Origin of the sequence: Pseudomonas putida (assembly GCF_001976065.1) — a bacterium.
GTDB lineage: Bacteria > Pseudomonadota > Gammaproteobacteria > Pseudomonadales > Pseudomonadaceae > Aquipseudomonas > Aquipseudomonas serbica.
In genome coordinates, this window is record NZ_MNAH01000007.1 from 1 (window position 1) to 23,893 (window position 23,893).

The following is a 23,893-nucleotide window of genomic DNA, read 5'->3' on the forward strand; positions in this document are numbered from 1 at the left end:
GGATGAGGCCCGACGAAAATGCCGCCAGCCCCCAGTAAACCGGTAGCCGCTGGCTTGCCAGCCATGAGGCCGACACCGCCAACATTTCCAACGCAGTACCCCCGCCCTATGCCGGCAAGCCGGTTCCTACMGAGGATTAGGCCAGRCGCAAATTCCGGCAACCTGTAGGAGCTGGCTTGCCAGCGATGAGGYCGGCACAGCCAACATCTCCATCGCCTGACACACCGCCTTCGCCGGCAAGCCGGCTCCTACAGAGGATTAGGCCAGACGCAAATTCCGGCAACCTGTAGGAGCTGGCTTGCCAGCGAAGAGGTCGGCACCGCCAACATCTCCATCGCCTGACCCACCGCCTTCGCCGGCAAGCCGGCTCCTACAGAGGATTAGGCCAGACGCAAATTCCGGCAACCTGTAGGAGCTGGCTTGCCAGCGATGAGGCCGGCACAGCCAACATCTCCATCGCCTGACCCACCGCCTTCGCCGGCAAGCCGGCTCCTACAGAGGATTAGGCCAGACGCAAATTCCGCCAGCGCCCAGTAAACCTGTAGGAGCTGGCTTGCCAGCGAAGAGGTCGGCACCGCCAACATCTCCATCGCCTGACCCACCGCCTTCGCCGGCAAGCCGGCTCCTACAGTGGATTAGGCCAGACGCAAATTCCGCCAGCGCCCAGTAAACCTGTAGGCGCTGGCTTGCCAGCGATGAGGCCGACACAGCCAACATCTCCATCGCCTGACCCACCGCCTTTGCCGGCAAGCCGGCTCCTACAGWGGATTAGGCCAGRCGCAAATTCCGGCAACCTGTAGGAGCTGGCTTGCCAGCGATGAGGCCGGCACAGCCAACATCTCCATCGCCTGACCCACCGCCTTCGCCGGCAAGCCGGCTCCTACAGAGGATTAGGCCAGACGCAAATTCCGCCAGCGACCAGTAAACCTGTAGGCGCTGGCTTGCCAGCGATGAGGCCGGCACAGCCAACATCTCCATCGCCTGACCCACCGCCTTCGCCGGCAAGCCGGCTCCTACAGAGGATTAGGCCAGACGCAAATTCCGGCAACCTGTAGGAGCTGGCTTGCCAGCGATGAGGYCGGCACAGCCAACATCTCCATCGCCTGACMCACCKCCTTCGCCGGCAAGCCGGCTCCTACAGAGGATTAGGCCAGACGCAAATTCCGCCAGCGCCCAGTAAACCTGTAGGAGCTGGCTTGCCAGCGAAGAGGTCGGCACCGCCAACATCTCCATCGCCTGACCCACCGCCTTCGCCGGCAAGCCGGCTCCTACAGTGGATTAGGCCAGACGCAAATTCCGCCAGCGCCCAGTAAACCTGTAGGCGCTGGCTTGCCAGCGATGAGGCCGACACAGCCAACATCTCCATCGCCTGACCCACCGCCTTTGCCGGCAAGCCGGCTCCTACAGTGGATTAGGCCAGGCGCAAATTCCGGCAACCTGTAGGAGCTGGCTTGCCAGCGATGAGGCCGGCACAGCCAACATCTCCATCGCCTGACACACCGCCTTCGCCGGCAAGCCGGCTCCTACAGAGGATTAGGCCAGACGCAAATTCCGCCAGCGACCAGTAAACCTGTAGGCGCTGGCTTGCCAGCGATAAGGCCGACACAGCCAGCATCTCCCTCGCCTGACACACCGCCAAGTTCGGGGGTGGGTTAAAGCGTGGCGCGTCTGGCGGCCCACGGGTGAGCCTGCTCAAGCTGGCTGGCCAGGCGCAGCAGGACGTCTTCGCCGCCCAGGCGCGCGGTGAACATCATGCCCACCGGCAGGCCGTCGTCGCTCTGGCCCAGGGGTAGCGAGATGGCCGGCTGGCCGCTGACGTTGGCTATCACGGTGAAACCGGCGCTGCCCATGGCCTGGTGGGCGTAGCTGTCCCAGGGCTGGTCAAGCGACAACAGACCCAGCTTCGGGGTCAGGCTGCTCGTGACCGGGGACAGGATCACGTCGTAACGTTCGAAGTGCTGCTCCATCGTCGCGCCAATACTCTCGAACGCTTGACGCGCGCGGTAGAGGTCTTCGCCGCTGGTCGCTTTCGAGCGTTCGAGATTGACCAAGGTGATCTTCTCCAGATCCTCAACCGTGGCAGCCCGCCCCAGCACCTGCTCGCGGTCACGGATCTGCACACGCAACGCCATGCCGAGCGCAGTGCCATGGGCACCGAACAACTGGCGCGGATCGATGCCCAGCGTCAATTCGTCGAGTTGATGCCCTAGGCCCAACAGTTGCTGGATGGTCTGTTCCAGCGTGGCGGCAATCGCCGGGTCCAACGGGGCGCCGGTCAGCGATTGGCGTACCACGGCCACGCGCAATTTGCCCGGATCACGTTGCAACTCTTCCACATAAGGCCGAATCAACGGTGGGCACCAATAGGCACTGCCCGCCTCATGACCCTGGCCGGCATCGAGGAACAGCGCGGTATCGCGCACCGTGCGCGACACCACATTGGCTGCGCTGGCGCCAAAAGAACCTTCGAAATGCAGTGGCCCACTGGGGGTGCGATAGCGCGTCGGCTTGAGCCCGACCACGCCGCAGTACGAAGAGGGAATGCGGATCGAACCGCCGCCATCCGTGGCATGGGCCACCGGAACGATCCCCGCCGCCACCGCAGCGGCCGAGCCACCGGAAGAACCGCCTGCGCTCATGGCCAGGTTCCACGGATTACGAGTCTGGCCCCAGGCCAGGGATTCGGTGGTGGTGGTCAGGCCGAACTCGGGAGATGAGGTCTTGCCGAACGGCACCGCACCGGCCTGCTCGTAGCGGGCGATCAGGGTACTGGTGCGGGCAGCGGGCGGTGAATCCTTGAACATCCGGCTACCGTTACTGGTGATCGTACCTTGTAGCGTGGTGTTCAGGTCCTTGAACAGCAGCGGCACACCGGCCAGGGTGCCCTGGTTGTAGGTGCCGGCGGCGCGGCGCTGGGTGAGCAAGGTCCGCGCGTAGGTTTCATGCAGCATGTTCACCGCATTGACCCTGGGGTTGACCTCGTTGTAGCGGGCCAGCGCCGCCGCCAACAGGTCCTCGGCACTCAGTTCGCCGCTGCGGATCGCCTGGCTCATGGCCCAGGCGTCCATGGCCTGATAGTCGCTGGCCGACAGTCCCGCCGCGCGAGCGTCGGCAAAACGCCCCAGAAGCCCGACGCCGACCGCCACGGCACCGGCCTTGAGCACGCTGCGGCGCGGCCAGCCGGTGGTGGAGTTGAGTGGTGCGTTTTCGTGGTTATCCATGGTAGTGATCGCGCCCTGTTTGTGGGTTTTTAAAGTGTTCAGGTCTTACGCCCTGTGGGAGCGAGCCTGCTCGCGAAAGCGATGGATCAGTCAACATTGATGTTGATTGTGGTGACCTCATCGCGAGCAGGCTCGCTCCCACAGTGAATGCGGTGTCTTTTCAAGCAACATTGAAACGTGCCGACAACTGATCCAGAGCCCGCGCCAGTTGCTCCAGGTCCGCGGCGGCCACCGCGCTGCGCCCGGCATTGGCCGACAGCGCACCGGTACCGCTGGAAACGCTCTCGACCCTGATGACCATTTCCCGTGTAACCCGCACCTGTTCGGTGATCACCGTAGCGATGGTGTCCACACTGCGGATCACATCATCGGTGCCGCTGCGAATCTGCGCCATCGAATCGCCGGCCTCATGGGCCAGGTTGACGCCGTCACGCACCCGGCTGACCACCCGCCCCATGCCGTCGACCACCGCCAGCGTGCCTTCCTGGATGCGTTGCACGGTGAGGTCGATTTCGCCAATCGAGCTGGCGGTGCGCTGGGCCAACAGGCGAACCTCGTCGGCGACCACGGCGAACCCACGTCCCGCCTCCCCTGCCCGCGCAGCCTCGATGGCGGCGTTCAGCGCCAGCAGGTTGGTCTGCTCGGCAATGCTGCGGATCACCTTGAGCACATGACTGATCTCTCCGGAGAATCCTTCAAGCTGGCGGATATGCACGGCAGTGTCGCTGATCACATCGCTGATGCGGTTCATCTCCTGGGCCATGTCGCGAATAAATTCCTCGCTCTTGCCCGAGCGCCGCGCCGAATGCTGGGTGATGTCGCGGGACACGCCGACATGATTTTCCACTTCGCTGATCGACCCCGACAGGTCCTCCACCGCCCGGGAAATCCCGCGCACCGCGTCCGCCTGCTGTTGGGTGGCCGTGGAAGCCGACTCCGCCGATTCGGCCATGTGCGCCGCTTCGCGGCTGACCCGCTGCACCAGTCCGCGCATTTGCGAAATGAGCCCGTGCAAACCGTCACGCATCAACGCAATGTCACGCAGCATCAGCGCGAATTCGTCGCCGCCCTTGATCTCGATTGGCTGCGCCAGATCGCCACTGGCGATGGCCCGCACGCAGGCACCGGCCTGGGCGAAGGCACGCTTGAGCCGGCGCAGAGTGGAAAACGCAGTCAGGCTGCCCACCAGCCCGCCCACCACCGCCAGCGCCAGGTAAGCCAGCAACGTCGAGCGATAGCGATACTGCGCCGATTCGTAGGCCTGCGCTGCGCGAACCTTCTGCAGTGCCTGCAGCTTGCTCAGCTCAGCCACGGCGGCATCGCCCTGAGGCTCAGCCATGCGCAGAAAGGACAAGATGCCCGGCAGGCGAAAATCGCCGACGCGAAAGGATTCCAGAAGAATACCCAGCTCGTCCTGCCACGCCTGGTAATGCCGCTCGAACGCATCAGCCGCCTGCTGCTCTTCCCCCCTCAATGAGCGTTGACGATAGCTCGCCCAGATCTGCGCCAGTGCCACATTGTTACTTTCGATGGCACTCAGGGTGGCTTCCACCGGACGGTCGAACGCCGCCACCAGCGGGCCTTCCGGGTCTTGCTGGATCGCCAGCAAAACCTGGCGACGACTTTCACCGAGGCGATGTTCGATGTCACCAAACATCAGCAAAGTCGCCAAGTTGTCCTCGTTGATGGCCCGCAGGCTGTCGCGCGCCTGCTGCAGACCATAAGCGCCCAACAGCACCGCCAGGGCAAACAACAAAGTGGCCAACAGCGCCCAGAGCCAGAGGCGTTGGGCGATAGTAATTGCCTTGAACATGATCAATGGCCTGTCTCATGCAGCGGATGGGGCGCGAGGCACCCCACGCTGGATTTAGTCGCGAGTGACCCCGGCCAGCATCGCCGCCAGATAGTGCTCGCCATAAGGTGGCAACAGGCCCCATTCACGGCGCGGGTCGTGGGCCGAGGCCTTGAACACCGTGCGCAGGTGACTGAATTCGAGAAAGCCTTCGCGGCCATGGTAATGGCCCATGCCCGAGGCCCCGATACCACCGAACGGCGCATCGTGCAGGGCGGCATGCATCATCACATCGTTGAGGGTGACCCCGCCGGACAGCGTGTGCTCCAGTACATGACGCTGCTCCTGCGCATCCTCGCCGAAGTAGTAAAGCGCCAGCGGACGTGGCCCCGCGTTGATCTGCGCGATGACCTGATCAAGGTCGTCATAGCCCAGCACGACCATGGCCGGACCGAAGATTTCCTCGTGCATGATCAGGCTGTCCGGCGCCGGATCGACCACCACCCGCAACGGACGACGACGGTCCTGGGCATCCACGGCCTGGGGTTCGGGCAGGCACTCGATGCGCGCACCGCGCAATTGCGCGTCCTCGACCAGGCCCTCGACCCGCTCAAGATGGCGTTGGTTGACCACTGCCACCACATCCGGGTTGCCGGCCACCGTCGGGTTGAGGTCACGATAGGCACTGCGCAGCGCATCGAGGAAGGATTCGAGACGGGCCTTTGGAACATACACAAGGTCCGGGGTGATACAAATCTGCCCGCCATTGCCGGCCTTGCCTACGGCGATGCTGAAGGCGGCCTTGTTCAGGTCAGCGCTGGACGAGACGATCACTGGCGATTTGCCGCCCAGCTCCAGGGTCACCGGCACCAGGTTCTTCGCGGCATTGCCCATCACCCGCCGGCCAATCGCCGTGCTGCCGGTGAATACCAGGTGATCAAAAGGCTGGCTGCTGAACGCCTCGCCCAGCTCCGGGCCGCCATTGACCACCGCCACCACCAGCGGGTCGAGGTGTTCGGCGCACAGGCGCGCTACACATTCAGCGGTGCGCGGCACCACTTCCGACGGTTTGAGGATGGCCCGGTTGCCCGCCGCGAGCGCAGAGGCCAGGGGGCTGAACAACGTGTACAGCGGCGCGTTCCAGGTGCCCAGGATGCCTACCGTACCTTTGGGCTGGTGCATGACCCAGGCCCTGGCGCCAAGCTGGTCATAGGGGGCAAACATCTCGCGCGGTTCGTCCTGCATCCACCCTTGCAGATGGTCGCGGGCATATTTGAGCGAAGCCAGGGCGCCGAGCACGTCATTCATCAGGGAAAAGCCGGCAGGCCGTCCGCCAAAGTCCTGGTCGATCGCCGTGGTCAATGCTTCATGGTTGTCGACCAACAGGTCGATCACTTGCTGCAGGCGCTGGCGACGGGTGTCGGCGCTGACTCCGCCGGCACCGGCAAAGGCTTCTTTCTGGCGTGCCAGCAGGCTGGAAAGGTCGCGGACCGAAGACGTGGCTGAACTCATTGTTATCCCCTTTGCAGGTTGGCTCGATGGCCGGTGAGCGCCCGATGCGCCTGGCGCCACCCTAGCCTCGCGAACGCCCGTGCCGCCTCGTCCAATCGGACGAGGCCGTGCATTAGCGTTAGTCCGTTGAGACGATGTTCAAGGCCTGCAAACGCCCAATACTGGCCATACGAAAACCTCCACCCCATGAGGCCAGTCATGGCAACGCAAAATATCAGCTTCGATCCCCAGGCATTCCGCGCCGCACTCGGCACGTTCACTACCGGGGTGACGATCATCACCACCCAGACCGAAGACGGCTCGCCCGTGGGCATCACCGCCAACAGCTTCAACTCGGTGTCGCTCAACCCGCCGCTGGTGCTCTGGAGCCTGTCCAAGCAAGCGCGCAGCCTGCCGGTGTTCAGCAGTGGCAAGCACTGGAACGTGCACGTACTGTCCACGGAGCAGGAGACCCTGTCAGGGCGTTTCGCCACCCAGGGCGAGGACAAGTTCGCCGAGATCGAACTGGACAATGGCATCAGCGAGGCACCGCTGCTGCAGGATTGCACGGCGCGCTTCCAGTGCCGCACCGCGTTCCAGTACGAAGGCGGCGACCATGTGATTTTCGTCGGCGAAGTCCTCGCCTTCGATCACAGCGACCGCGCACCGCTGGCGTTCCAGAGCGGCCAATATGCCCTGGCCACGCGCAAACCCCGTAGCGAGCTGCGCCTGGCCACCACGCCGCCGCCACCCGAGTGCAGCTACACCGAGGACTTGCTCGGCTACCTGCTGGGGCGTGGCCATTACCAGGCACTCAATGCCCTGCGCCAACTGCTGAACAGCCAGCAGCTGGACGAACAGACGTTCTTCGTGTTGTCGATCCTGTGTATTCGGGACAACATGACACTCGAGGAAATCAACACCTTCGTCACCTACACCGGCCGCGAAGTGACGCTGGCCAGCATGCGTTTTCTCGAACGCCAGCGCCTGGTGGCCTTCGAGGGTCCGGCACAAGCACCACGATTTGTCCTCACGGCTCAAGGTCGCGAAGTTTCATTGCATCAACTGGCGCTGGCCAAGGCCGTGGAAGAAGACCTGTCGGCCAAGCTCGGCGCTGCCGATGCACAAGCCTTGAAGGTGTTGCTCAAGCGTCTGATTCACGTGAGCGACCCGGGCTTGCCCGACCTGTGGGCTCCGCGATGACCGCTCGCGCGGGTGCGTTGCCGGCGGCCACGGTCGGCTGGGGCAGCCATGGCCTGCTATTGCTGCTGGCCATGGTGTTTGCCGATAACTTCGTCGGGCGCCAGATACTCGCGGTCATGGTCGAACCGATCAAGGCCGAATTCGGTGTCAGCGACACGGCCATCGGCTTGATCTCGGGCCTGGCGTTCGCGGCCGTCTATGCCCTCATGGGCCTGCCCGCCGGGCGACTGGTGGATCGCATGCCGCGTATCCGCCTGCTGGCGATGTCTTGCCTGCTCTGGGCCGTGGCCACCATGGCGTGCGGGCTGGCGGGCAGTTTCCTGGCGCTGGCCATTGCACGAATGCTGGTGGCCATCAGCGAATCACCGACCACTTCGGCCTCGCTGTCGCTGATCGCTGACCTGTATCCACCCCAACGACGCTCATTCGCCATCAGTTGTTTTACCGCGGCGCCGACCTTTTCCTCAATCATCGGCTTGAGTATCGGCGCCTGGGTGGTCGAGCAGTATGGCTGGCGCAGTGCGTTCATCGCGCTGGGTTTGCCGGCCCTGGTGTTTTGCACCCTGCTGGCCTTTTTCGTGCGCGAGCCGCAACGCGGACGCTGGGACCTCACGCCCCACTCCCACACACCGCCTGCGCTGCTTGGCATGGGCGCCGAAGCCCGCAAGCTCTGGGCGCTGCCGGCCTACCGGTGCCTGATCCTCGCGGGCGGCCTGACCACGCTCAGCTCCTATGCCATTGCCATGTGGAACACCAGTTTCCTGGTGCGCTCCCACGGCTTGTCACTGCAACACGCCGGCTTGCTGGCGGGGGTGATCTGCGGGACCTCGGCCGGGATCGGTGGCTTGTTCAGTGGCTGGTTGAGTGATCGCCTGTGCCGCCGCAATCCGCATTGGCAGGTGTCCATTCCCATCGTCGGACACCTGGCGGCGACTTGCGCGCTGGTCCCCTACCTGCTGTGGTCCGACGCCCTGCTGATGCGACTCGGCGATGTGCCGATCCCGAGCGCCATGCTCTGGTGTGCGCTCTATTCCTTCTTCGCCGTATGGTGGGTCGCGCCCTCCTACAACCTCGTCACGCAACTGGTGCCTGCGGGAAGACGCGGTACCGCCATGGCGCTGCAAACTATCGTCAGCACGCTGCTCGGGATTGGTGTCGGCCCATTGTTGACCGGCTTGTGCAGTGACATGTTGCTACCGCTGTTTGGCCAGGAGTCATTGCGCTATGCATTGCTGCTGGTGAATCTGCCGGTGATTTGCGCGGTGCTGCTGCTGATGCGCACGGCGCACCATGCGCGCAGGACAGATTATCGCCACGCGGGATAGATCTATTTTTCCAGTCGACGGGACCTCCCATGCCAAGCAACAGCGCATCAGCCAATCCAGTACACAGCGCCCGCGATCGACTGCTCGACGCGGCGCTCGAACTCTTCGCCACGCATGGCTACCAGGCCATCGGCTTGCGAGACCTGGCGAGCTACCTGGGGCTGCATGCCGGATCGCTCTATCACCACATCGAAAACAAGCAGGCCCTGCTGTTTGAGCTCATCGAGTCGGCCTTGTCGGACCTGCTGCTGGACACGCAGCGACGATTGAAAGGCGCACGCAACCCACGCGGACGTCTTCGCCTGTTCATCCAGGCCTTCGTCGCTTTCAACGCCGATGAAAAATACAAACTGACCCTGGTCACCCGTGAATTCACCAATCTGAACGAAGAACAGAAGCAGCAGGTTGTCCAGCTGAAAAATCGCTACGCCGCGCTTTTGAACGCCATCATTACTGACCGCTACGGCGAGAAAGGCGCCCTCAGTGGCGACATGTGCCCGACCACCAGTGCGGTCATTGCCATGCTGTTTGGCCAGTCACAGTGGTACAGCCTCCAGACCAGCGCATCACAGCTGACAGAAACACTGACAGACATCGTGACATGCATTATCGCCAACCACCTGCAGGCCAAGGCACCTGCGACGCGGCCAATTACGCAGCGCGCTGTCAATTTTCCCCACCCACCGCCTGATTCGCTTTATCCTTGACGCAAACCGATGACAAGCCTGTAGAGGGCTACTGACTGTTCCCCCATGCGCAAACTTTTGTACCTGACGTTCTCCATGGCGCTGATCGCCGCCCTTACGACCTACGCAATGTGGGCCGCGGATCGCCCGACGGGGCTTTACCTTTCCGATCTGCGGATCGATGTCGCCGTCGATCAGGGCACGCCCGCGGACCGCGGCAATTTGCTGGGTATCCAGCCCGAGCTGTTCCCCACCGACTACCAAAGCCCCGGGCGCTTGCACCGCAAGCTCGCCGCCTACCTGCAGAAAGCCCGGGACCAAGGGCTGCTGAATGAAAAAACCATCGTCGTCTTGCCGGAGCATGTGGGCACCTGGTTGATGGTCAGCGGCGAAAAGGACGAGTTGTACCAGGCCACCACTTTCAAGGAAGCCATGAACTGGCTGGCCGTGAGCAACCCCCTGAAGTTCGTCCGCGCGCTGATTGGCGCCGAGGGCGAGAGCCGTGTCGACGACGCGCACCTGCGCATGAAAGCCAAGGCCATGGCCAAGGATTACCAGGCGTTGTTCGGGGGGCTGGCCAAGGAATTCCATGTCACCCTGGTGGCGGGCACCATCGTGCTGCCTGAACCAAGCGTCATCGACGGCACGCTGAAAATCGGCCGTGGCCCGCTGTTCAACAGCAGCGTGGTGTTCGGCCGCGATGGCCTGCCCATCGGCCAGCCCCAGCGCCAGATGTATCCAGTGTTTGAACAGCAGGAGGCGATCAAGGCCAACGGCGAGCACACCCTCAACGTCGTCGACACCCCGGCCGGGCGCCTGGGCGTGCTGATCGGCAGTGACAGTTGGTACCCGGACAACTACCGCAAACTCGATACCCAACAGGTCCAGCTGGTCGCCGTTCCGGCGTTTGTTGCCGGCCGCGGTACCTGGGACCAGCCGTGGCGCGGTTACAAGGACTCGTCGATACCCCGCTCCGCCAGCCTCAAGGCCGGGGAAGTCAGCGAAGGCCAGGCTTGGCAGCGGCTGAACCTGAGCACCCAAGTTCCCGCCAGCCGGGCCATCGCCGGCATGAGCGTATTCCTGCGCGGACAGTTCTGGGATCAGGGCAGCGCCGGGCAGAGCTTTCTCAGCAGCAACGGTCAGCATTTCGTCGATGGCAAGGCCCGCGGTGCGCGCCTGCTGAACCTTTGGCTGTAGGCCATGAAACCCACGCCCATGCGCCTGGGAGATCTGTCGGTGGGCTTCGTTCACAGCCTGGCCGACGCCGTGCGTAGCCACGGCTCAGACCCGTTGCCACTGCTCGAGCAATACGGCCTTGACGCCGCCCGACTGGGTGAAGCCGGTGCTCGTCTCTCCATCCCGCGCTACATGCGCCTGGGCCACGCAGCCATCCAGTTGACCGGCAACCCGGCGCTCGGGTTACAGATGGGCCAGCTCAGCCGCCTGAGTCAGGCCGGCCTGGCCGGCGTCACTGCCGCCCAGGCACCGACGGTGCGGGAGGCAGCGCGCTGCCTGATTCGATTCGAAGCCTTGTATGGCTCCAACTATCGCGGTCAATCGAGTTTCCACGAGGATGCTCAGGGTGCCTGGCTGCGCTTCTACTCCATCAGCCCCTACAACGGTTACAACCGTTTCGTGGTGGATTCGATCATCGGCGGCTGGTTGCACCAATTGTCCAGTCTCAGCCCCGCCCCGTTGCGCGCCGAACGCATCGACATCGAGTTCGAAGATCCCGGTTACCGCGCAGCCTACGCCGTGCTCGGCGACTGCCCGATACAATTTGGCGCCGAACACAATCAGTTGCGCCTGAGCCTGACCAGCCTTGCCCAGCGCAACCCTGAGCATTGCCCCAGCACCTGGCGTCACTTGTTGAAGTTGTGTGAGCGGGAGCTGGAGCAACTGACACGCACCCGCAGCCTGGGTGAACGCATCACCCGGTTGCTGGGGCCGTTGCTCAGTGGTGGCCGGGAACCCGACCTGGAAGAAGTGGCGGCACGCCTAAAGCTGCCCGTGTGGACCTTGCGCCGCAAGCTCGCCGAGGAAGGCACGCAATTTCGCGCGATCCTCAACGACACCCGTCGCGATCTGGCCATGACCTACATTCGCGATACGGAACTGGTGTTTGGAGAAATCGCCTATCTGTTGGGTTTTGCCTCAGCCGAAGCCTTTCAACGGGCCTTCAAGCGCTGGACCGGGCAGACACCCGGCGAGTTTCGCCGGAGTCGCAGAGAGGCAGCCATAAGCAGCAAATTGTAAGCTGCAAGCTAAAGCTCGGTCGCGTCTTCGGCCGGTTCCAGTGGGTCCAGTTCAAACGCCTGATACTCGAGCAGTTCTTCTTGATAATCGTCCATTTTCGAATCCCCCACAGCTCATTGAAAAAACGTCTGAATAAATGACCAGCGCCTTGAGCCTAAAGTGCCCGCGTGAAAGAAAAATGACGCGGACATGACAGTTCGTCGCCTACAGATAAAACGTAGCAGGCAGAAAGGAATTTATCACAGGATTTTTTTGCTGCAGACCGCAGGACGGCGGTCTGTTTGACGCGGATCAAGTTTTTCCGCGGTGACGGGGCCGGTGCGATATCGCCTGGCCCCGTGGCGCCATCACTGGCCCGAGATGGGCATCGCCGGGATCGGTTCCGAAGGTGGCGCCATGTCGCTCGGGTTGGCCGGGGGCGTGATCGCTTCTGCGAAAGGCGCTGGCTCAGTGCTTGGGGTCGAGCTAATCGGTGCGGCCTCAGGCGGCGGAGCCACTGGCTCGGAAGCGGCTGGAGCAACCTCGGCCGCCTTGGCTGCCTCTGGTGCGGGGGCAGGCTCTGCCGACGATTCCGGGGTCAACGGTGCCGGCGCCGCCTTGGGCTCGGGCACCCCCAGGTCGGTTTTCGGCTTGTCGGGGATGTGCGCCGCGGCTTTCACTTCCTTGGGCAGGAACAGTTCGACCAGGGCGAAGAAACGCTCGTAGAACTTGGCCGATGTAACGGTTTCGCTCGCGACCTTGACCATCGAGTCGTCCGAGGAGCCGATCGGCATCGATACCGAGCCCAGCACGCCAACACCGAGACTGGCCGAGTTGTTGGTTTTCTTCAGCGCGTACTTGTCCTGCAGGGCGTTGGCGAACACGGTGGCATGGTGCGCCGTAGTGCCGTCTTCGGTGCAGACCACGCTGAAACTGATTTCCATGTGGTTTTCGCCGGTCTGCTGGAAGCTCTTGTGCCCACTGACCAGCTTCGGATCGCTGCTGGTGATGATATAGCCCTGGCTCAGCAAGGCTCGACGAGCCGCTTCACAGGAAGCCGAATCGGTCACCGGATAGTTGCGGGAAAACGTTCCGGAATCATCGAAGTTCTCATGCTCGTAGATGGCGGCTTTCTTCGACGAACAACCGGCAGCAGTGGCCAGCACCAAGGCCAGCCCGACAACCCGCATGGGAATAGATTTAAACATTGAACATCCTGAGAGAAACGGTTCGGGGCGTATTGTGCAACAGATCGATGCTTAGCGGCGTACCGATTGTGTCTTAAAACAGTTACAGGGGTGTTGACCCGATGGTCGGGAGAAAATTGCCGCCATTTCGCAATGAAGACGAAAAAAAACCCCGGCCTTGCGGCCGGGGTCTTCATTTCACGCAGAAAACACGGACAGGGATCAGAATCGCTTGATCTCGGCCTGGCTTTCCAGCTGCTTGCGGTAAGCCGCGAAGTCTTGCTGGCCAACGCGCGAAGCGAGGAAGCGACGGTATTGAGCCTTCTCTTCTTCGGTCGGCGTTGCGGCCTCGTTCACGCCGTTCAGGCGCACGATCATCAGGCTGCCATCAGGCAAGGTGACGCTGCTGAAAGTCGGCTTGTCCTTGGCCGCAGGCTTGGGCATGCGGAACAGCGCCTGCAGCACAGTCGGGTCTATGCCTTCCTGAGCGCGGGTCGCGGCTTCGGTAATCTTCCAGCTCTGACCGTCGACCGGCTTGTCCAGAGGGGTCTTGCCATCGCGCAGGCCGGCAATCAGCTCGTCAGCGCGGGTCTTGGCGGCAGCACTGGCGTGCTCCTTGGCCAATTGCAGGCGGATCGGGCCTTCGACCTTTTCCAGTGGCAGTTGCGCTGGCTTGAGGTGTTCTTTGGCACGCAATACGACCACAGTATCGGGGTCGAGCTCGATGGCGGTGCTGTTGGCACTCTCATCCAGCACTTCCGGACTGAACGCTGCGGTGATCACGGCACGGTTGGCCGCGATGCCTTCGCCCCCTTCACGGCCGAATGGCGCGGAAGTATGAACGGTCAGATTCAGGTCTTGCGCCGGCTGGACCAGATCGGACGCTTCGAACGCGGCGTCTTCCAGTTGCTTGGTCGCTTCGACGAAACGCTGCTCGACCTGCTGGGCCTTCAAATCGCGGGTCAGCTTGTCTTTCAGGCTGGCCAACGTCGGCACTTCAGGCGCTTCCACGCCCAACAGCTTGATCAGGTGGAAACCGAAGTCGGTGCGAATCGGCTCGGAAACCTGATCCTGGGCCAATGCATACAGGGCTTTCTCGAACGCCGGGTCATAGACGCCAGGACCTGCGTAGCCCAGGTCGCCGCCATTGTTCGCCGAACCCGGGTCCTGGGAGAACTCCTTGGCCAGGGCATCGAACTTCTCACCCTTGTCCAGGCGGGCCTGGATCTCTTCGATCTTGGCCTTGGCCTGTGCTTCGGTGGTCTTGTCGTTCACTTCGATCAGAATGTGCGCAGCCCGGCGTTGTTCGGCCAGGTTCGCGGTTTCTTTCTGATACGCCGCTTGCAGGTCCTCGTCCTTGACGCTGACCTGATCAAAGAAGGAGGCCTTCTTCAACTCCAGATAATCGATGACCACCTGGTCCGGCGTCATGAATTCCTTGGCGTGCTCGTCGTAATAGGCCTTGACCTCTTCGTCGGTCACCTTCACGGATGACGGGTCGACCTTGATGTTCAGGGAAGCGAAATCGCGGGTCTGTTTTTCCAGACGGGCAAAAGCCAGGACCTGTGCATCGGTGACGAAACCGCTACCCGCCAAACCGGCGCGCAGTTGTCCGATCAGCATTTCCTGGGCCAGCATCTGGCGGAACTGCATGCGGCTGTAGCCGAGTTGACGAATCACCTGATCGAAGCGCTCAGGGCTGAACTTGCCATCCACCTGGAATTCGGGTGTTTGCAGGATGACCTGGTCCAGCGCCGCTTCGGAGAAAGCGAATTTGGAGTTTTCTGCGCCTTGCAGCAGCAGCTTGCGGTCGATCAGGCCTTTGAGGGCCGATTCGCGCAGCATTTTTTCGTCGAGCAAGGAGGCATCGAAATCCTTGCCCAGCTGTTGCATGAGTTGACGGCGTTGCATATCGACCGCCTGGCTCAGCTCGTTCTGGCTGATTTCTTCACCATTGACCTTCGCCGCTTCGTTCTTGCTCGTCGTGGCCTGGAAAATGGCGTCGAAACCGGTCAAGGCCATCAGTGCAACGATGACCCCGATAATGGTCTTGGCAATCCAGCCTTGTGAATTGTCCCTGATATTTTGCAGCATGCGTCCCCCATAAACGGTTGAACTTCAAATTAGGCAACCGTGGAGCGTGGGTAGAATCCGGATAGAAGAAAGGCGCATCCGAGGATGCGCCTTCTCGTAACTGGCGGAGCGGACCGATGACTCGACTGTGCGAGCCTCGGCGTCTCGGACCGGCAAACTGCCGACTGGACTACCGCTCCGCTGCCAGGTCAGGCATGACCCCGACCCGGATAGGCAAAAACCTGAATGGAACTTAGTTGACAGCTTCTTTCAGTGCTTTACCGGCTTTGAAACCTGGTTTTTTGGCAGCTGCGATTTCCAGCGTCTTGCCGGTCTGTGGGTTACGACCGATGCGAGCTGGACGATCAGTTACGGAGAAAGTACCGAAACCAACCAGAACCACGGAGTCGCCGGCCTTGAGAGCGCCAGTGACGGATTCGATTACAGCGTCCAGCGCACGGCCAGCAGCAGCTTTCGGGATATCAGCGGATGCAGCGATAGCATCAATCAGTTCCGACTTGTTCACTCTAAGTCCCCTTATATCTATTTGAGTATGATTCTAAGTTTTTTTGGTGAAAGCAAAAACGAGTGCTGAATGGCCTACAGACACTTAAGAGCCGCTTTATAACAAGGGCTCTAAAAAGCTGTCAAGGAAGCCCCCCAGGCAAATACGTACTAATGCGTGCTAATTCTTTCCTTAGAATCTGCGTCACGTTTCTCATCCTTCGCGACTATCTCCGGAGCCACATCCGGTAAGGGCTCCGGGGCGTATTGCAGCGCAATTTGCAGGACCTCGTCAATCCATTTAACTGGTTTAATCTGAAGATCTTGCTTGATATTGTCCGGAATTTCCTTCAAATCGCGAACATTCTCTTCAGGAATGATCACGGTCTTGATTCCGCCACGATGCGCAGCAAGCAGTTTTTCCTTCAAGCCACCAATCGCCAATACCTGGCCACGCAGGGTAATTTCCCCCGTCATGGCGACATCCGCACGCACAGGGATGCCGGTCAATGCCGAGACCAATGCCGTGCACATGCCCACGCCAGCGCTAGGGCCGTCCTTGGGGGTCGCCCCTTCCGGCATGTGGATGTGCGTGTCGCGCTTCTCGTGGAAGTCCAGGGGAATGCCCAGGCTCTTCGCCCGGCTGCGCACAACGGTCAGGGCCGCGGTGATCGATTCGACCATCACGTCACCCAGGGAACCGGTCTTGATCAACTGGCCTTTGCCCGGAACGACAGCGGCTTCGATGGTCAGCAATTCACCGCCCACCTGGGTCCACGCCAAGCCGGTAACCTGACCGATCTGGTCCTGTTGCTCTGCCAGGCCGTAGCGGAATTTACGCACGCCCAGGAAGTGTTCCAGATCGTCCGCAGTGACCTTGACGGAGAAGCGTTTTTCCAGCGCATGCTCTTTGACCGCCTTGCGGCAAACCTTGGCAATCTGGCGTTCCAGGCCCCGTACACCGGCTTCGCGAGTGTAATAGCGGATGATATCGCGGATCGCTTCGGCGTCGAATTCCAGCTCGCCTTTCTTCAGGCCGTTGGCCGTGATCTGCTTGGGCGAGAGGTACTTGACGGCGATGTTGATCTTCTCGTCTTCGGTGTAGCCGGGCAGACGAATCACTTCCATCCGGTCCAGCAGCGCCGGTGGAATGTTCATGGAGTTGGAGGTGCACAGGAACATCACATCTGACAGGTCGTAATCGACTTCCAGATAGTGATCGTTGAAGTTGTGGTTTTGCTCGGGATCGAGCACTTCCAGCAACGCCGACGCTGGATCGCCACGCATGTCGCTGCCCATCTTGTCGATTTCATCGAGCAGGAACAGCGGGTTGCGCACGCCCACTTTTGTCATTTTTTGAATCAATCTTCCCGGCATCGAACCGATATAAGTACGGCGATGACCACGAATTTCCGCTTCATCGCGCACGCCACCGAGGGCCATTCGCACGAATTTACGGTTGGTGGCGTGTGCAATGGACTCCGCCAGCGAGGTTTTACCCACCCCTGGAGGACCTACCAGGCACAAGACCGGACCACGAATCTTCTTCACGCGCTTCTGCACGGCGAGGTATTCGAGAATGCGTTCCTTGACCTCTTCGAGGCCATAGTGATCGGCGTCGAGAATGTCTTCTGCGCGGGCCAGATCAAGGCGTACCTTGCTCTGGGCCTTCCACGGCACCTGGACCAGCCAGTCGATGTAGGAACGAACCACTGTCGCTTCGGCAGACATCGGCGACATCTGCTTGAGCTTGTTCAGCTCGGCAGTGGCCTTGGCGAGCGCGTCTTTCGGCAGGCCGGCGGCATCGATGCGCTTTTTCAGCTCTTCGACTTCGTTATGCCCTTCGTCGCTGTCACCGAGTTCTTTCTGAATGGCCTTCATCTGCTCATTCAGGTAGTACTCGCGCTGACTGCGCTCCATTTGCTTTTTGACACGACCGCGAATGCGCTTTTCGACCTGCAGCAGATCGATCTCGGCATCCAGCAGGGCCAGGACGTGCTCAACACGGGCCGACAGGTCGATGATTTCGAGAATTTCCTGCTTCTGCTCGATTTTCAGCGCCATGTGCGCGGCCATGGTGTCGACCAGGCGACCTGGTTCGTCGATGCTGTTGAGCGACGACAGGACCTCAGCCGGGACTTTCTTGCCCAACTGCACATATTGTTCGAACTGCGACAGCAGGCTGCGAACGAACACTTCCGATTCGCGCTCCGGCGCATCGACCTCGTCGATCAACGACACTTCGGCACGGCAGTGGCCGTCCACTTCGCTGAAGCGCTCCACGGCGCCGCGCTGCTCGCCTTCGACCAGAACCTTGACCGTGCCGTCAGGCAGCTTGAGCAGCTGCAGAACGGTCGCAATCGTACCTACACGGTAAAGTGCGTCTTCGCCGGGATCGTCGTCTGCAGGGTTTCTCTGGGCCAGCAGAAGGATCTGCTTGTCGCCCGTCATCGCGGCCTCGAGGGCTTCGATGGATTTCTCGCGCCCCACGAACAGCGGGATAACCATGTGCGGATAAACCACGACATCACGCAATGGCAGGAGAGGCAATTCGATGGTTGTCTTCATGATTTCGCCTCTACGGCGGCCATAAGGCCGGAAACAGATGGATGTAAGCTTGAAACCAAGATGGGGGCTGCCTTCAAAAAAAACAAGCACTAAGACAGTGTTAAAAAGCGCAAAAAGCAAAGGGGCCCGAAGGCCCCTTCTTTGTACCGGCGGCGTGACGCTTAGGCGTCTGGCGCGGCCTTGGCAGCAGGCTCACTGTTTTCGTAGATATACAGTGGCTTGGACTTGCCTTCTATAACGCTTTCATCGATCACTACTTTACTCACCTCGGACTGCGAGGGGATTTCATACATAGTGTCGAGCAACACACCTTCAAGAATCGACCGCAGTCCACGAGCGCCGGTCTTGCGTTCCAGCGCGCGTTTTGCGACCGATTTCAGTGCGTCGGCCCGGAATTCCAGGTCCACGCCTTCCATCTCGAACAGCTTGGCGTATTGCTTGGTGAGCGCATTTTTCGGCTCGGTGAGGATCTGCATCAGCGCAGCCTCATCAAGCTCGTCCAGCGTGGCCAGGACCGGCAGACGTCCGACGAATTCCGGGATCAGACCGAACTTGACCAGATCGTCAGGCTCGACTTCACGCAGGGATTCACCGACTTTCTTGCCTTCTTCCTTGCTGCGCACTTCCGCGCCGAAACCGATGCCGCCCTTGGTGGAACGGTTTTGAATAACCTTTTCCAGACCGGAGAACGCACCACCGCAGATGAACAGGATGTTACGGGTGTCGACCTGAAGGAATTCCTGCTGCGGATGCTTGCGACCACCTTGAGGAGGAACGCTAGCGACCGTGCCTTCGATCAGTTTGAGCAAGGCCTGCTGCACGCCTTCACCGGAAACGTCCCGGGTGATCGACGGGTTGTCGGATTTACGCGAGATCTTGTCGATCTCATCGATGTAGACAATGCCCATCTGGGCCTTTTCCACGTCGTAATCGCACTTCTGCAACAGCTTCTGAATGATGTTCTCGACATCTTCACCCACGTAACCCGCCTCGGTGAGGGTGGTTGCGTCGGCAATCGTGAACGGAACGTTCAGCAAGCGCGCCAATGTTTCGGCAAGCAGGGTTTTACCCGAGCCTGTCGGGCCGATCAGCAAGATGTTGCTCTTGCCGAGTTCGACATCGTCGCTCTTTTTGTCACGCTGGTTAAGACGCTTGTAGTGGTTGTACACCGCTACGGCCAGAACCTTTTTCGCACGCTCCTGACCAATCACATACTGATCAAGGATGCCGCTGATTTCTTTGGGCGAAGGCAATTTATGCGCGCTGCTCTCGGCCTGGGCTTCCTGCACCTCCTCACGGATGATGTCATTGCACAGGTCGACGCACTCGTCGCAGATAAAGACCGAGGGGCCGGCAATCAATTTGCGTACTTCATGCTGGCTTTTGCCACAGAAGGAGCAATAGAGCAGCTTGCCGTTGTCCTCGCCGTTGCGGGTGTCAGTCATTCGTTCGATCCAAATCCGATAGGCTTGCAACACAAGATGAAGGCTATTGCGGGCTTTTTCAAGCCCGCTGGTGATCGGACCCGCCGACCACCCCTATTTTGAGCTGCTTATTTTACGCGGGGCGTTGGTTGATCACTTCGTCGATCAAGCCATATTCCTTCGCAGCTTCTGCACTCATGAAGTTGTCGCGGTTGGTATCGCGCTCGATTTCTTCAAGGGTACGGCCGCTGTGCTTGGCCATCAGCGTGTTGAGACGCTCGCGAATGAAGAGAATTTCCTTGGCATGGATTTCGATATCCGAAGCCTGGCCCTGGAAACCGCCCAGCGGCTGGTGAATCATCACGCGCGAGTTCGGCAGGCAGAAACGCTTGCCTGGGGCGCCGGCCGTCAGCAAAAACGCGCCCATGCTGCACGCCTGACCAATACAGGTGGTGGACACATTGGGTTTGATGAACTGCATGGTGTCGTAGATCGACATGCCCGCCGTCACCGAACCGCCCGGGGAGTTGATATAGAGATGGATGTCCTTGTCCGGGTTTTCCGCTTCAAGGAACAGCAGTTGCGCACAGATCAGGTTGGCCATGTAGTCCTCTACCGGACCCACCAGAAAGATCACTCGCTCCTTGAGGAGACGCGAGTAGATGTCGTAGGCGCGCTCGCCGCGAGCGGACTGCTCGACAACCATCGGGACCAGGCCGCCTGCGGCCTGGATATCAGAGTTCTGCTGAATATACGAATTACGGAACATGCTCTGCAGTCACTCCCAAATAGTTATGTCTTGAATACGCATAAGCCAGCTCGAGAGCTGGCTTATGGTGTGTGCTTCTTAGCGCAAAAATGATCAGTCGGCTTGTGGAGCTTCTACCGGCTTGACCGCTTCTTCGTAAGAGACCGATTTGTCGGTCACGCTAGCTTTCTGCAGAACAGTATCCACAACTTGCTCTTCCAGCACAACAGAACGAACTTCGTTCAGTTGCTGGTCGTTCTTGTAGTACCAGGACACAACTTGCTCAGGCTCCTGGTAGGCCGAAGCCATTTCCTGAATCATCTCGCGAACGCGGGCTTCGTCAGGCTTCAGGTCGAATTGCTTGACCACTTCAGCCACGATCAGGCCCAGGACAACACGGCGCTTGGCTTGCTCTTCGAACAGCTCGGCCGGCAGTTGGTCTGGCTTGATGTTGCCGCCAAACTGTTGAACAGCCTGCACGCGCAGACGGTCAACTTCGTTGGACAGCAGGGCCTTTGGCACTTCGATCGGGTTGGTAGCCAGCAGACCGTCCATGACCTGGTTCTTGACCTTGGATTTGATCGCCTGACGCAGTTCGCGCTCCATGTTCTTGCGAACTTCGGTGCGGAAACCGTCGATGCCGCTTTCCTTGATGCCGAATTGAGCGAAGAACTCTTCGTTCAGCTCTGGCAGTTTTGGCTCGGAAACGGTGTTGACGGTCACGGTGAACTCGGCGGTTTTGCCAGCCAGGTCCAGGTTCTGATAGTCCTCAGGGAAGGTCAGGTTCAGAACGCGCTCTTCGCCAGCTTTAGCGCCAACCAGGCCGTCTTCGAAGCCAGGGATCATGCGGCCGGAGCCCAGTACCAGCTGGGTGCCCTTGGCGGAACCGCCAGCGAACACTTCACCGTCGACCTTGCCAACGAAATCAATGTTCAGCTGGTCTTCGTTCTGGGCAGCACGTTCGGCCACTTCGAAACGGGTGTTCTGCTTGCGCAGGATGTCCAGCATCTTGTCCAGGTCGGCATCTGCCACGTCAGCGCTCAGGCGCTCTACGGTGATACCTTCGAAACCGGCAACGGTGAACTCAGGGAACACTTCGAATACGGCTACGTATTCCAGGTCCTTGCCCGCTTCCAGGGACTTTGGCTCGATCGACGGCGAACCCGCCGGGTTCAGCTTCTGCTCAACCACAGCTTCGTAGAAAGAAGACTGGATGACGTCGCCTACCGCTTCCTGGCGAGCTTCAGCGCCGAAACGACGCTTGATTTCGCTCATTGGCACTTTGCCTGGACGGAAGCCAGCAATCTTGGCCTTTTGGGCAGTCTGCTGCAGACGCTTGTTGACCTGAGTCTCGATGCGCTCAGCCGGCACGGTGATGCTCATGCGGCGCTCAAGAGCAGAAGTATTTTCAACAGAAACTTGCATGGATATTCCTCGTTGCACAGACGTTAGCCGGCCGTTTCCGACCCCAGAATCAAGGGCATGCATTCTAGTGGGTCAAACTCAAGAAGTCACCCTACTGAAAACGGGTAAAAACGCAGCAGGCAATTTATAGGTGCGAATGCACGAGTGCACCTCGCCCCGGTGGCAAATACAGCCAATCACGCCAAGGCTCTGCGCCAACCCTTCCTTATATAGAAGAGGTTGCCGATCATCTCCCTGACAGCCGATCTTGCAAGCAAGGCCGGCGGGCAGCACGGCATCATCGCGAAACATAAATACGACGAAACGCCCTGCCCCTGCGACCCAGAACCTGCAGCCGCTGAAATCGCTGAAACAAAAAAAGGCGCCAGACTATTAATCTGGCGCCTTTTCGAAATATGGGGTGGACGATGGGGATCGAACCCACGACAACGGGAGTCACAATCCCGTGCTCTACCAACTGAGCTACGCCCACCATATTGCGTAACAAAGAAGCCAAATCACTTCTTTGTCGAACTCCAACCAGGCCAGGCGGCATGGCTGAAGTCTTGTTTGGTGCGGATGAAGAGACTCGAACTCTTACGCCTCGCGGCGCTGGAACCTAAATCCAGTGTGTCTACCAATTCCACCACATCCGCGGGATGAAGCCTTTAAAGCAAAGGCGCCAGACTGTTAATCTGGCGCCCTTCGAAATATGGGGTGGACGATGGGGATCGAACCCACGACAACGGGAGTCACAATCCCGTGCTCTACCAACTGAGCTACGCCCACCATATCGCGTTACTTGTGCCAAAGCTGCCTAATGGCGCACCCGGCAGGACTCGAACCTGCGACCATCCGCTTAGAAGGCGGATGCTCTATCCAGCTGAGCTACGGGCGCCTTGTTAATCTGTACTCTTGGAGGACTACAAACTAAGTGCTTTTCAGTCTTGCAGAACCGTAATCCCGCTTAACCTTCTCAACCAGTGCTAGGCTGTGCCCGACAAGTGCGACGAATAGTATAGAGCCCCCCGCAGGTCGTCAAATCCTTTTTAAAAAAAATTCATTTAATTAAAGGGGTTAGCGGAATTTGCAGACCAAGCGCCTTTGCCCTCACCGCATGACATGCGAGAATACGCTCTCTTTTTTTCCCCTCTCGATGGTTAATCACGCGCAATGACTGCACAACTTATCGACGGCAAATCGATCGCCGCCAGCCTGCGCCAGCAGATCGCCCAACGCGTCAACGAGCGTCGCCAGCAAGGTCTGCGCACGCCGGGCCTCGCGGTGATCCTGGTCGGCAGCGATCCTGCCTCTCAGGTTTATGTCTCGCACAAGCGTAAAGACTGTGAAGAGGTCGGCTTCCTGTCCCAGGCCTATGACCTGCCTTCCGACACCACTCAACAAGCGCTGGCCGATCTGATCGATCGCCTCAATGACGATCCGGCGATTGACGGCGTCCTGCTTCAGCTTCCTCTTCCGGAACATCTGGATGCCTCGAAATTGCTGGAACGCATTCGTCCAGATAAAGACGTCGATGGCTTCCATCCTTATAACGTCGGGCGCCTGGCTCAACGCATCCCGTTGCTGCGCCCCTGCACACCGAAAGGCATCATGACCCTGCTGGAAAGCACCGGCGCCGATCTCTACGGGATGAACGCGGTGGTGGTCGGCGCTTCCAACATCGTCGGACGCCCGATGGCGATGGAACTGTTGCTGGCCGGTTGCACCGTGACCGTCACCCACCGTTTCACCAAGGACCTGGCCGGTCACGTCGGACGCGCCGACCTGGTGGTCGTCGCCGCTGGCAAGCCGGGCCTGGTAAAAGGCGAGTGGATCAAGGAAGGCGCGATCGTGATCGACGTCGGCATCAACCGCCAGGAAGACGGCAAGCTGGTGGGTGACGTGATCTACGAAACCGCCCTGCCCCGTGCCGGCTGGATCACGCCAGTGCCGGGTGGCGTTGGACCGATGACCCGTGCCTGCCTGCTGGAAAACACCCTGTACGCCGCTGAAACCCTGCACAGCTGAGGCT

At 60.2% G+C, this 23,893-nt stretch carries 16 protein-coding genes and 4 tRNA genes; 6 read left to right on the forward strand and 14 right to left on the reverse strand.

From position 1 onward, the window contains the following. Positions 1-1,652: 1,652 nt before the first annotated feature. From BKX96_RS21950 to BKX96_RS21960, 3 genes are all read right to left on the reverse strand, one after another. Complete coding sequence (locus tag BKX96_RS21950; RefSeq protein WP_077185472.1) at positions 1,653-3,221, reverse strand: amidase; 1,569 nt, start codon at positions 3,219-3,221, stop codon at positions 1,653-1,655. A 160-nt stretch (positions 3,222-3,381) separates the two neighbouring features. Then, a complete protein-coding gene (locus BKX96_RS21955; RefSeq protein ID WP_046818012.1) occupies positions 3,382-5,034 on the reverse strand; it encodes a methyl-accepting chemotaxis protein in 1,653 nt (550 codons plus the stop codon). A 54-nt stretch (positions 5,035-5,088) separates the two neighbouring features. After that, positions 5,089-6,585, reverse strand: coding sequence for a coniferyl aldehyde dehydrogenase (locus BKX96_RS21960; RefSeq protein WP_256721585.1), 1,497 nt, complete (start codon positions 6,583-6,585; stop codon positions 5,089-5,091). Between the two features lie 138 nt (positions 6,586-6,723). On the opposite strand from BKX96_RS21960, the gene BKX96_RS21970 reads away from it, so the two are divergent. From BKX96_RS21970 to BKX96_RS21990, 5 genes are read left to right on the forward strand one after another with little or no spacing between them, the layout of a single operon-like run. Next, positions 6,724-7,707, forward strand: a complete 984-nt coding sequence (locus BKX96_RS21970; RefSeq protein ID WP_046818004.1) for a flavin reductase family protein — start codon at positions 6,724-6,726, stop codon at positions 7,705-7,707. Next, on the forward strand, positions 7,704-9,032 hold the full coding sequence (locus tag BKX96_RS21975; protein WP_077185474.1) for a spinster family MFS transporter: 1,329 nt from the start codon (positions 7,704-7,706) through the stop codon (positions 9,030-9,032). Before BKX96_RS21970 ends, BKX96_RS21975 begins: the two co-directional genes overlap by 4 nt. Further along, positions 8,963-9,739, forward strand: coding sequence for a TetR/AcrR family transcriptional regulator (locus BKX96_RS21980; RefSeq protein ID WP_316252131.1), 777 nt, complete (start codon positions 8,963-8,965; stop codon positions 9,737-9,739). Before BKX96_RS21975 ends, BKX96_RS21980 begins: the two co-directional genes overlap by 70 nt. Positions 9,740-9,784: 45 nt before the next feature. Then, positions 9,785-10,915, forward strand: a complete 1,131-nt coding sequence (locus BKX96_RS21985) for a carbon-nitrogen hydrolase family protein (protein WP_077185476.1) — start codon at positions 9,785-9,787, stop codon at positions 10,913-10,915. A gap of 3 nt (positions 10,916-10,918) precedes the next feature. Next, positions 10,919-11,974: an AraC family transcriptional regulator gene (locus BKX96_RS21990; RefSeq protein ID WP_077185477.1), complete on the forward strand. Its 1,056-nt coding sequence runs from the start codon at positions 10,919-10,921 to the stop codon at positions 11,972-11,974. Between the two features lie 347 nt (positions 11,975-12,321). Here the strand turns inward: BKX96_RS21990 and BKX96_RS21995 are convergent, their stop codons facing one another. The 11 genes from BKX96_RS21995 to BKX96_RS22050 form a co-directional block, all read right to left on the reverse strand. Continuing rightward, positions 12,322-13,161: a DUF2242 domain-containing protein gene (locus tag BKX96_RS21995; protein ID WP_077185478.1), complete on the reverse strand. Its 840-nt coding sequence runs from the start codon at positions 13,159-13,161 to the stop codon at positions 12,322-12,324. Positions 13,162-13,362: 201 nt separating this feature from the next. Next, positions 13,363-15,234, reverse strand: coding sequence for a SurA N-terminal domain-containing protein (locus BKX96_RS22000; RefSeq protein WP_077185479.1), 1,872 nt, complete (start codon positions 15,232-15,234; stop codon positions 13,363-13,365). 232 nt (positions 15,235-15,466) lie between these two features. Continuing rightward, positions 15,467-15,739 (reverse strand): HU family DNA-binding protein, encoded by a 273-nt coding sequence (locus BKX96_RS22010; RefSeq protein WP_002552737.1) that lies wholly within the window; start codon positions 15,737-15,739, stop codon positions 15,467-15,469. A gap of 149 nt (positions 15,740-15,888) precedes the next feature. Further along, on the reverse strand, positions 15,889-18,285 hold the full coding sequence (lon, locus tag BKX96_RS22015) for an endopeptidase La (RefSeq protein ID WP_046817997.1): 2,397 nt from the start codon (positions 18,283-18,285) through the stop codon (positions 15,889-15,891). A 161-nt stretch (positions 18,286-18,446) separates the two neighbouring features. Then, complete coding sequence (clpX, locus tag BKX96_RS22020; RefSeq protein ID WP_046817996.1) at positions 18,447-19,730, reverse strand: ATP-dependent Clp protease ATP-binding subunit ClpX; 1,284 nt, start codon at positions 19,728-19,730, stop codon at positions 18,447-18,449. A 112-nt stretch (positions 19,731-19,842) separates the two neighbouring features. Further along, positions 19,843-20,478 (reverse strand): ATP-dependent Clp endopeptidase proteolytic subunit ClpP, encoded by a 636-nt coding sequence (gene clpP / locus BKX96_RS22025; protein WP_007951559.1) that lies wholly within the window; start codon positions 20,476-20,478, stop codon positions 19,843-19,845. Between the two features lie 93 nt (positions 20,479-20,571). Further along, positions 20,572-21,882: a trigger factor gene (tig, locus tag BKX96_RS22030; protein WP_046817995.1), complete on the reverse strand. Its 1,311-nt coding sequence runs from the start codon at positions 21,880-21,882 to the stop codon at positions 20,572-20,574. A gap of 396 nt (positions 21,883-22,278) precedes the next feature. Continuing rightward, positions 22,279-22,354: transfer RNA gene (locus BKX96_RS22035), tRNA-His, on the reverse strand. Positions 22,355-22,432: 78 nt separating this feature from the next. Continuing rightward, positions 22,433-22,517, reverse strand: a tRNA-Leu gene (locus tag BKX96_RS22040). 57 nt (positions 22,518-22,574) lie between these two features. After that, a tRNA-His gene (locus BKX96_RS22045) sits at positions 22,575-22,650 on the reverse strand. A gap of 32 nt (positions 22,651-22,682) precedes the next feature. Beyond that, positions 22,683-22,759, reverse strand: a tRNA-Arg gene (locus BKX96_RS22050). 275 nt (positions 22,760-23,034) lie between these two features. Here BKX96_RS22050 and folD point away from each other — a divergent pair. Continuing rightward, complete coding sequence (gene folD / locus BKX96_RS22055) at positions 23,035-23,889, forward strand: bifunctional methylenetetrahydrofolate dehydrogenase/methenyltetrahydrofolate cyclohydrolase FolD (RefSeq protein WP_046817994.1); 855 nt, start codon at positions 23,035-23,037, stop codon at positions 23,887-23,889. Positions 23,890-23,893: the final 4 nt, after the last annotated feature.

Bases quoted from the DNA above. Each gene is read 5' to 3' on its own strand.
- folD (WP_046817994.1), top strand. From the start codon at position 23,035: ATGACTGCACAACTTATCGACGGCAAATCGATCGCCGCCAGCCTGCGC.
- BKX96_RS21990 (WP_077185477.1), top strand. From the start codon at position 10,919: ATGAAACCCACGCCCATGCGCCTGGGAGATCTGTCGGTGGGCTTCGTT.
- BKX96_RS21970 (WP_046818004.1), top strand. From the start codon at position 6,724: ATGGCAACGCAAAATATCAGCTTCGATCCCCAGGCATTCCGCGCCGCA.
- clpX (WP_046817996.1), bottom strand. From the start codon at position 19,730: ATGACTGACACCCGCAACGGCGAGGACAACGGCAAGCTGCTCTATTGC.
- BKX96_RS21985 (WP_077185476.1), top strand. From the start codon at position 9,785: ATGCGCAAACTTTTGTACCTGACGTTCTCCATGGCGCTGATCGCCGCC.
- lon (WP_046817997.1), bottom strand. From the start codon at position 18,285: ATGAAGACAACCATCGAATTGCCTCTCCTGCCATTGCGTGATGTCGTG.
- tig (WP_046817995.1), bottom strand. From the start codon at position 21,882: ATGCAAGTTTCTGTTGAAAATACTTCTGCTCTTGAGCGCCGCATGAGC.
- clpP (WP_007951559.1), bottom strand. From the start codon at position 20,478: ATGTTCCGTAATTCGTATATTCAGCAGAACTCTGATATCCAGGCCGCA.
- BKX96_RS22000 (WP_077185479.1), bottom strand. From the start codon at position 15,234: ATGCTGCAAAATATCAGGGACAATTCACAAGGCTGGATTGCCAAGACC.
- BKX96_RS21950 (WP_077185472.1), bottom strand. From the start codon at position 3,221: ATGGATAACCACGAAAACGCACCACTCAACTCCACCACCGGCTGGCCG.
- BKX96_RS21975 (WP_077185474.1), top strand. From the start codon at position 7,704: ATGACCGCTCGCGCGGGTGCGTTGCCGGCGGCCACGGTCGGCTGGGGC.
- BKX96_RS21955 (WP_046818012.1), bottom strand. From the start codon at position 5,034: ATGTTCAAGGCAATTACTATCGCCCAACGCCTCTGGCTCTGGGCGCTG.
- BKX96_RS21995 (WP_077185478.1), bottom strand. From the start codon at position 13,161: ATGTTTAAATCTATTCCCATGCGGGTTGTCGGGCTGGCCTTGGTGCTG.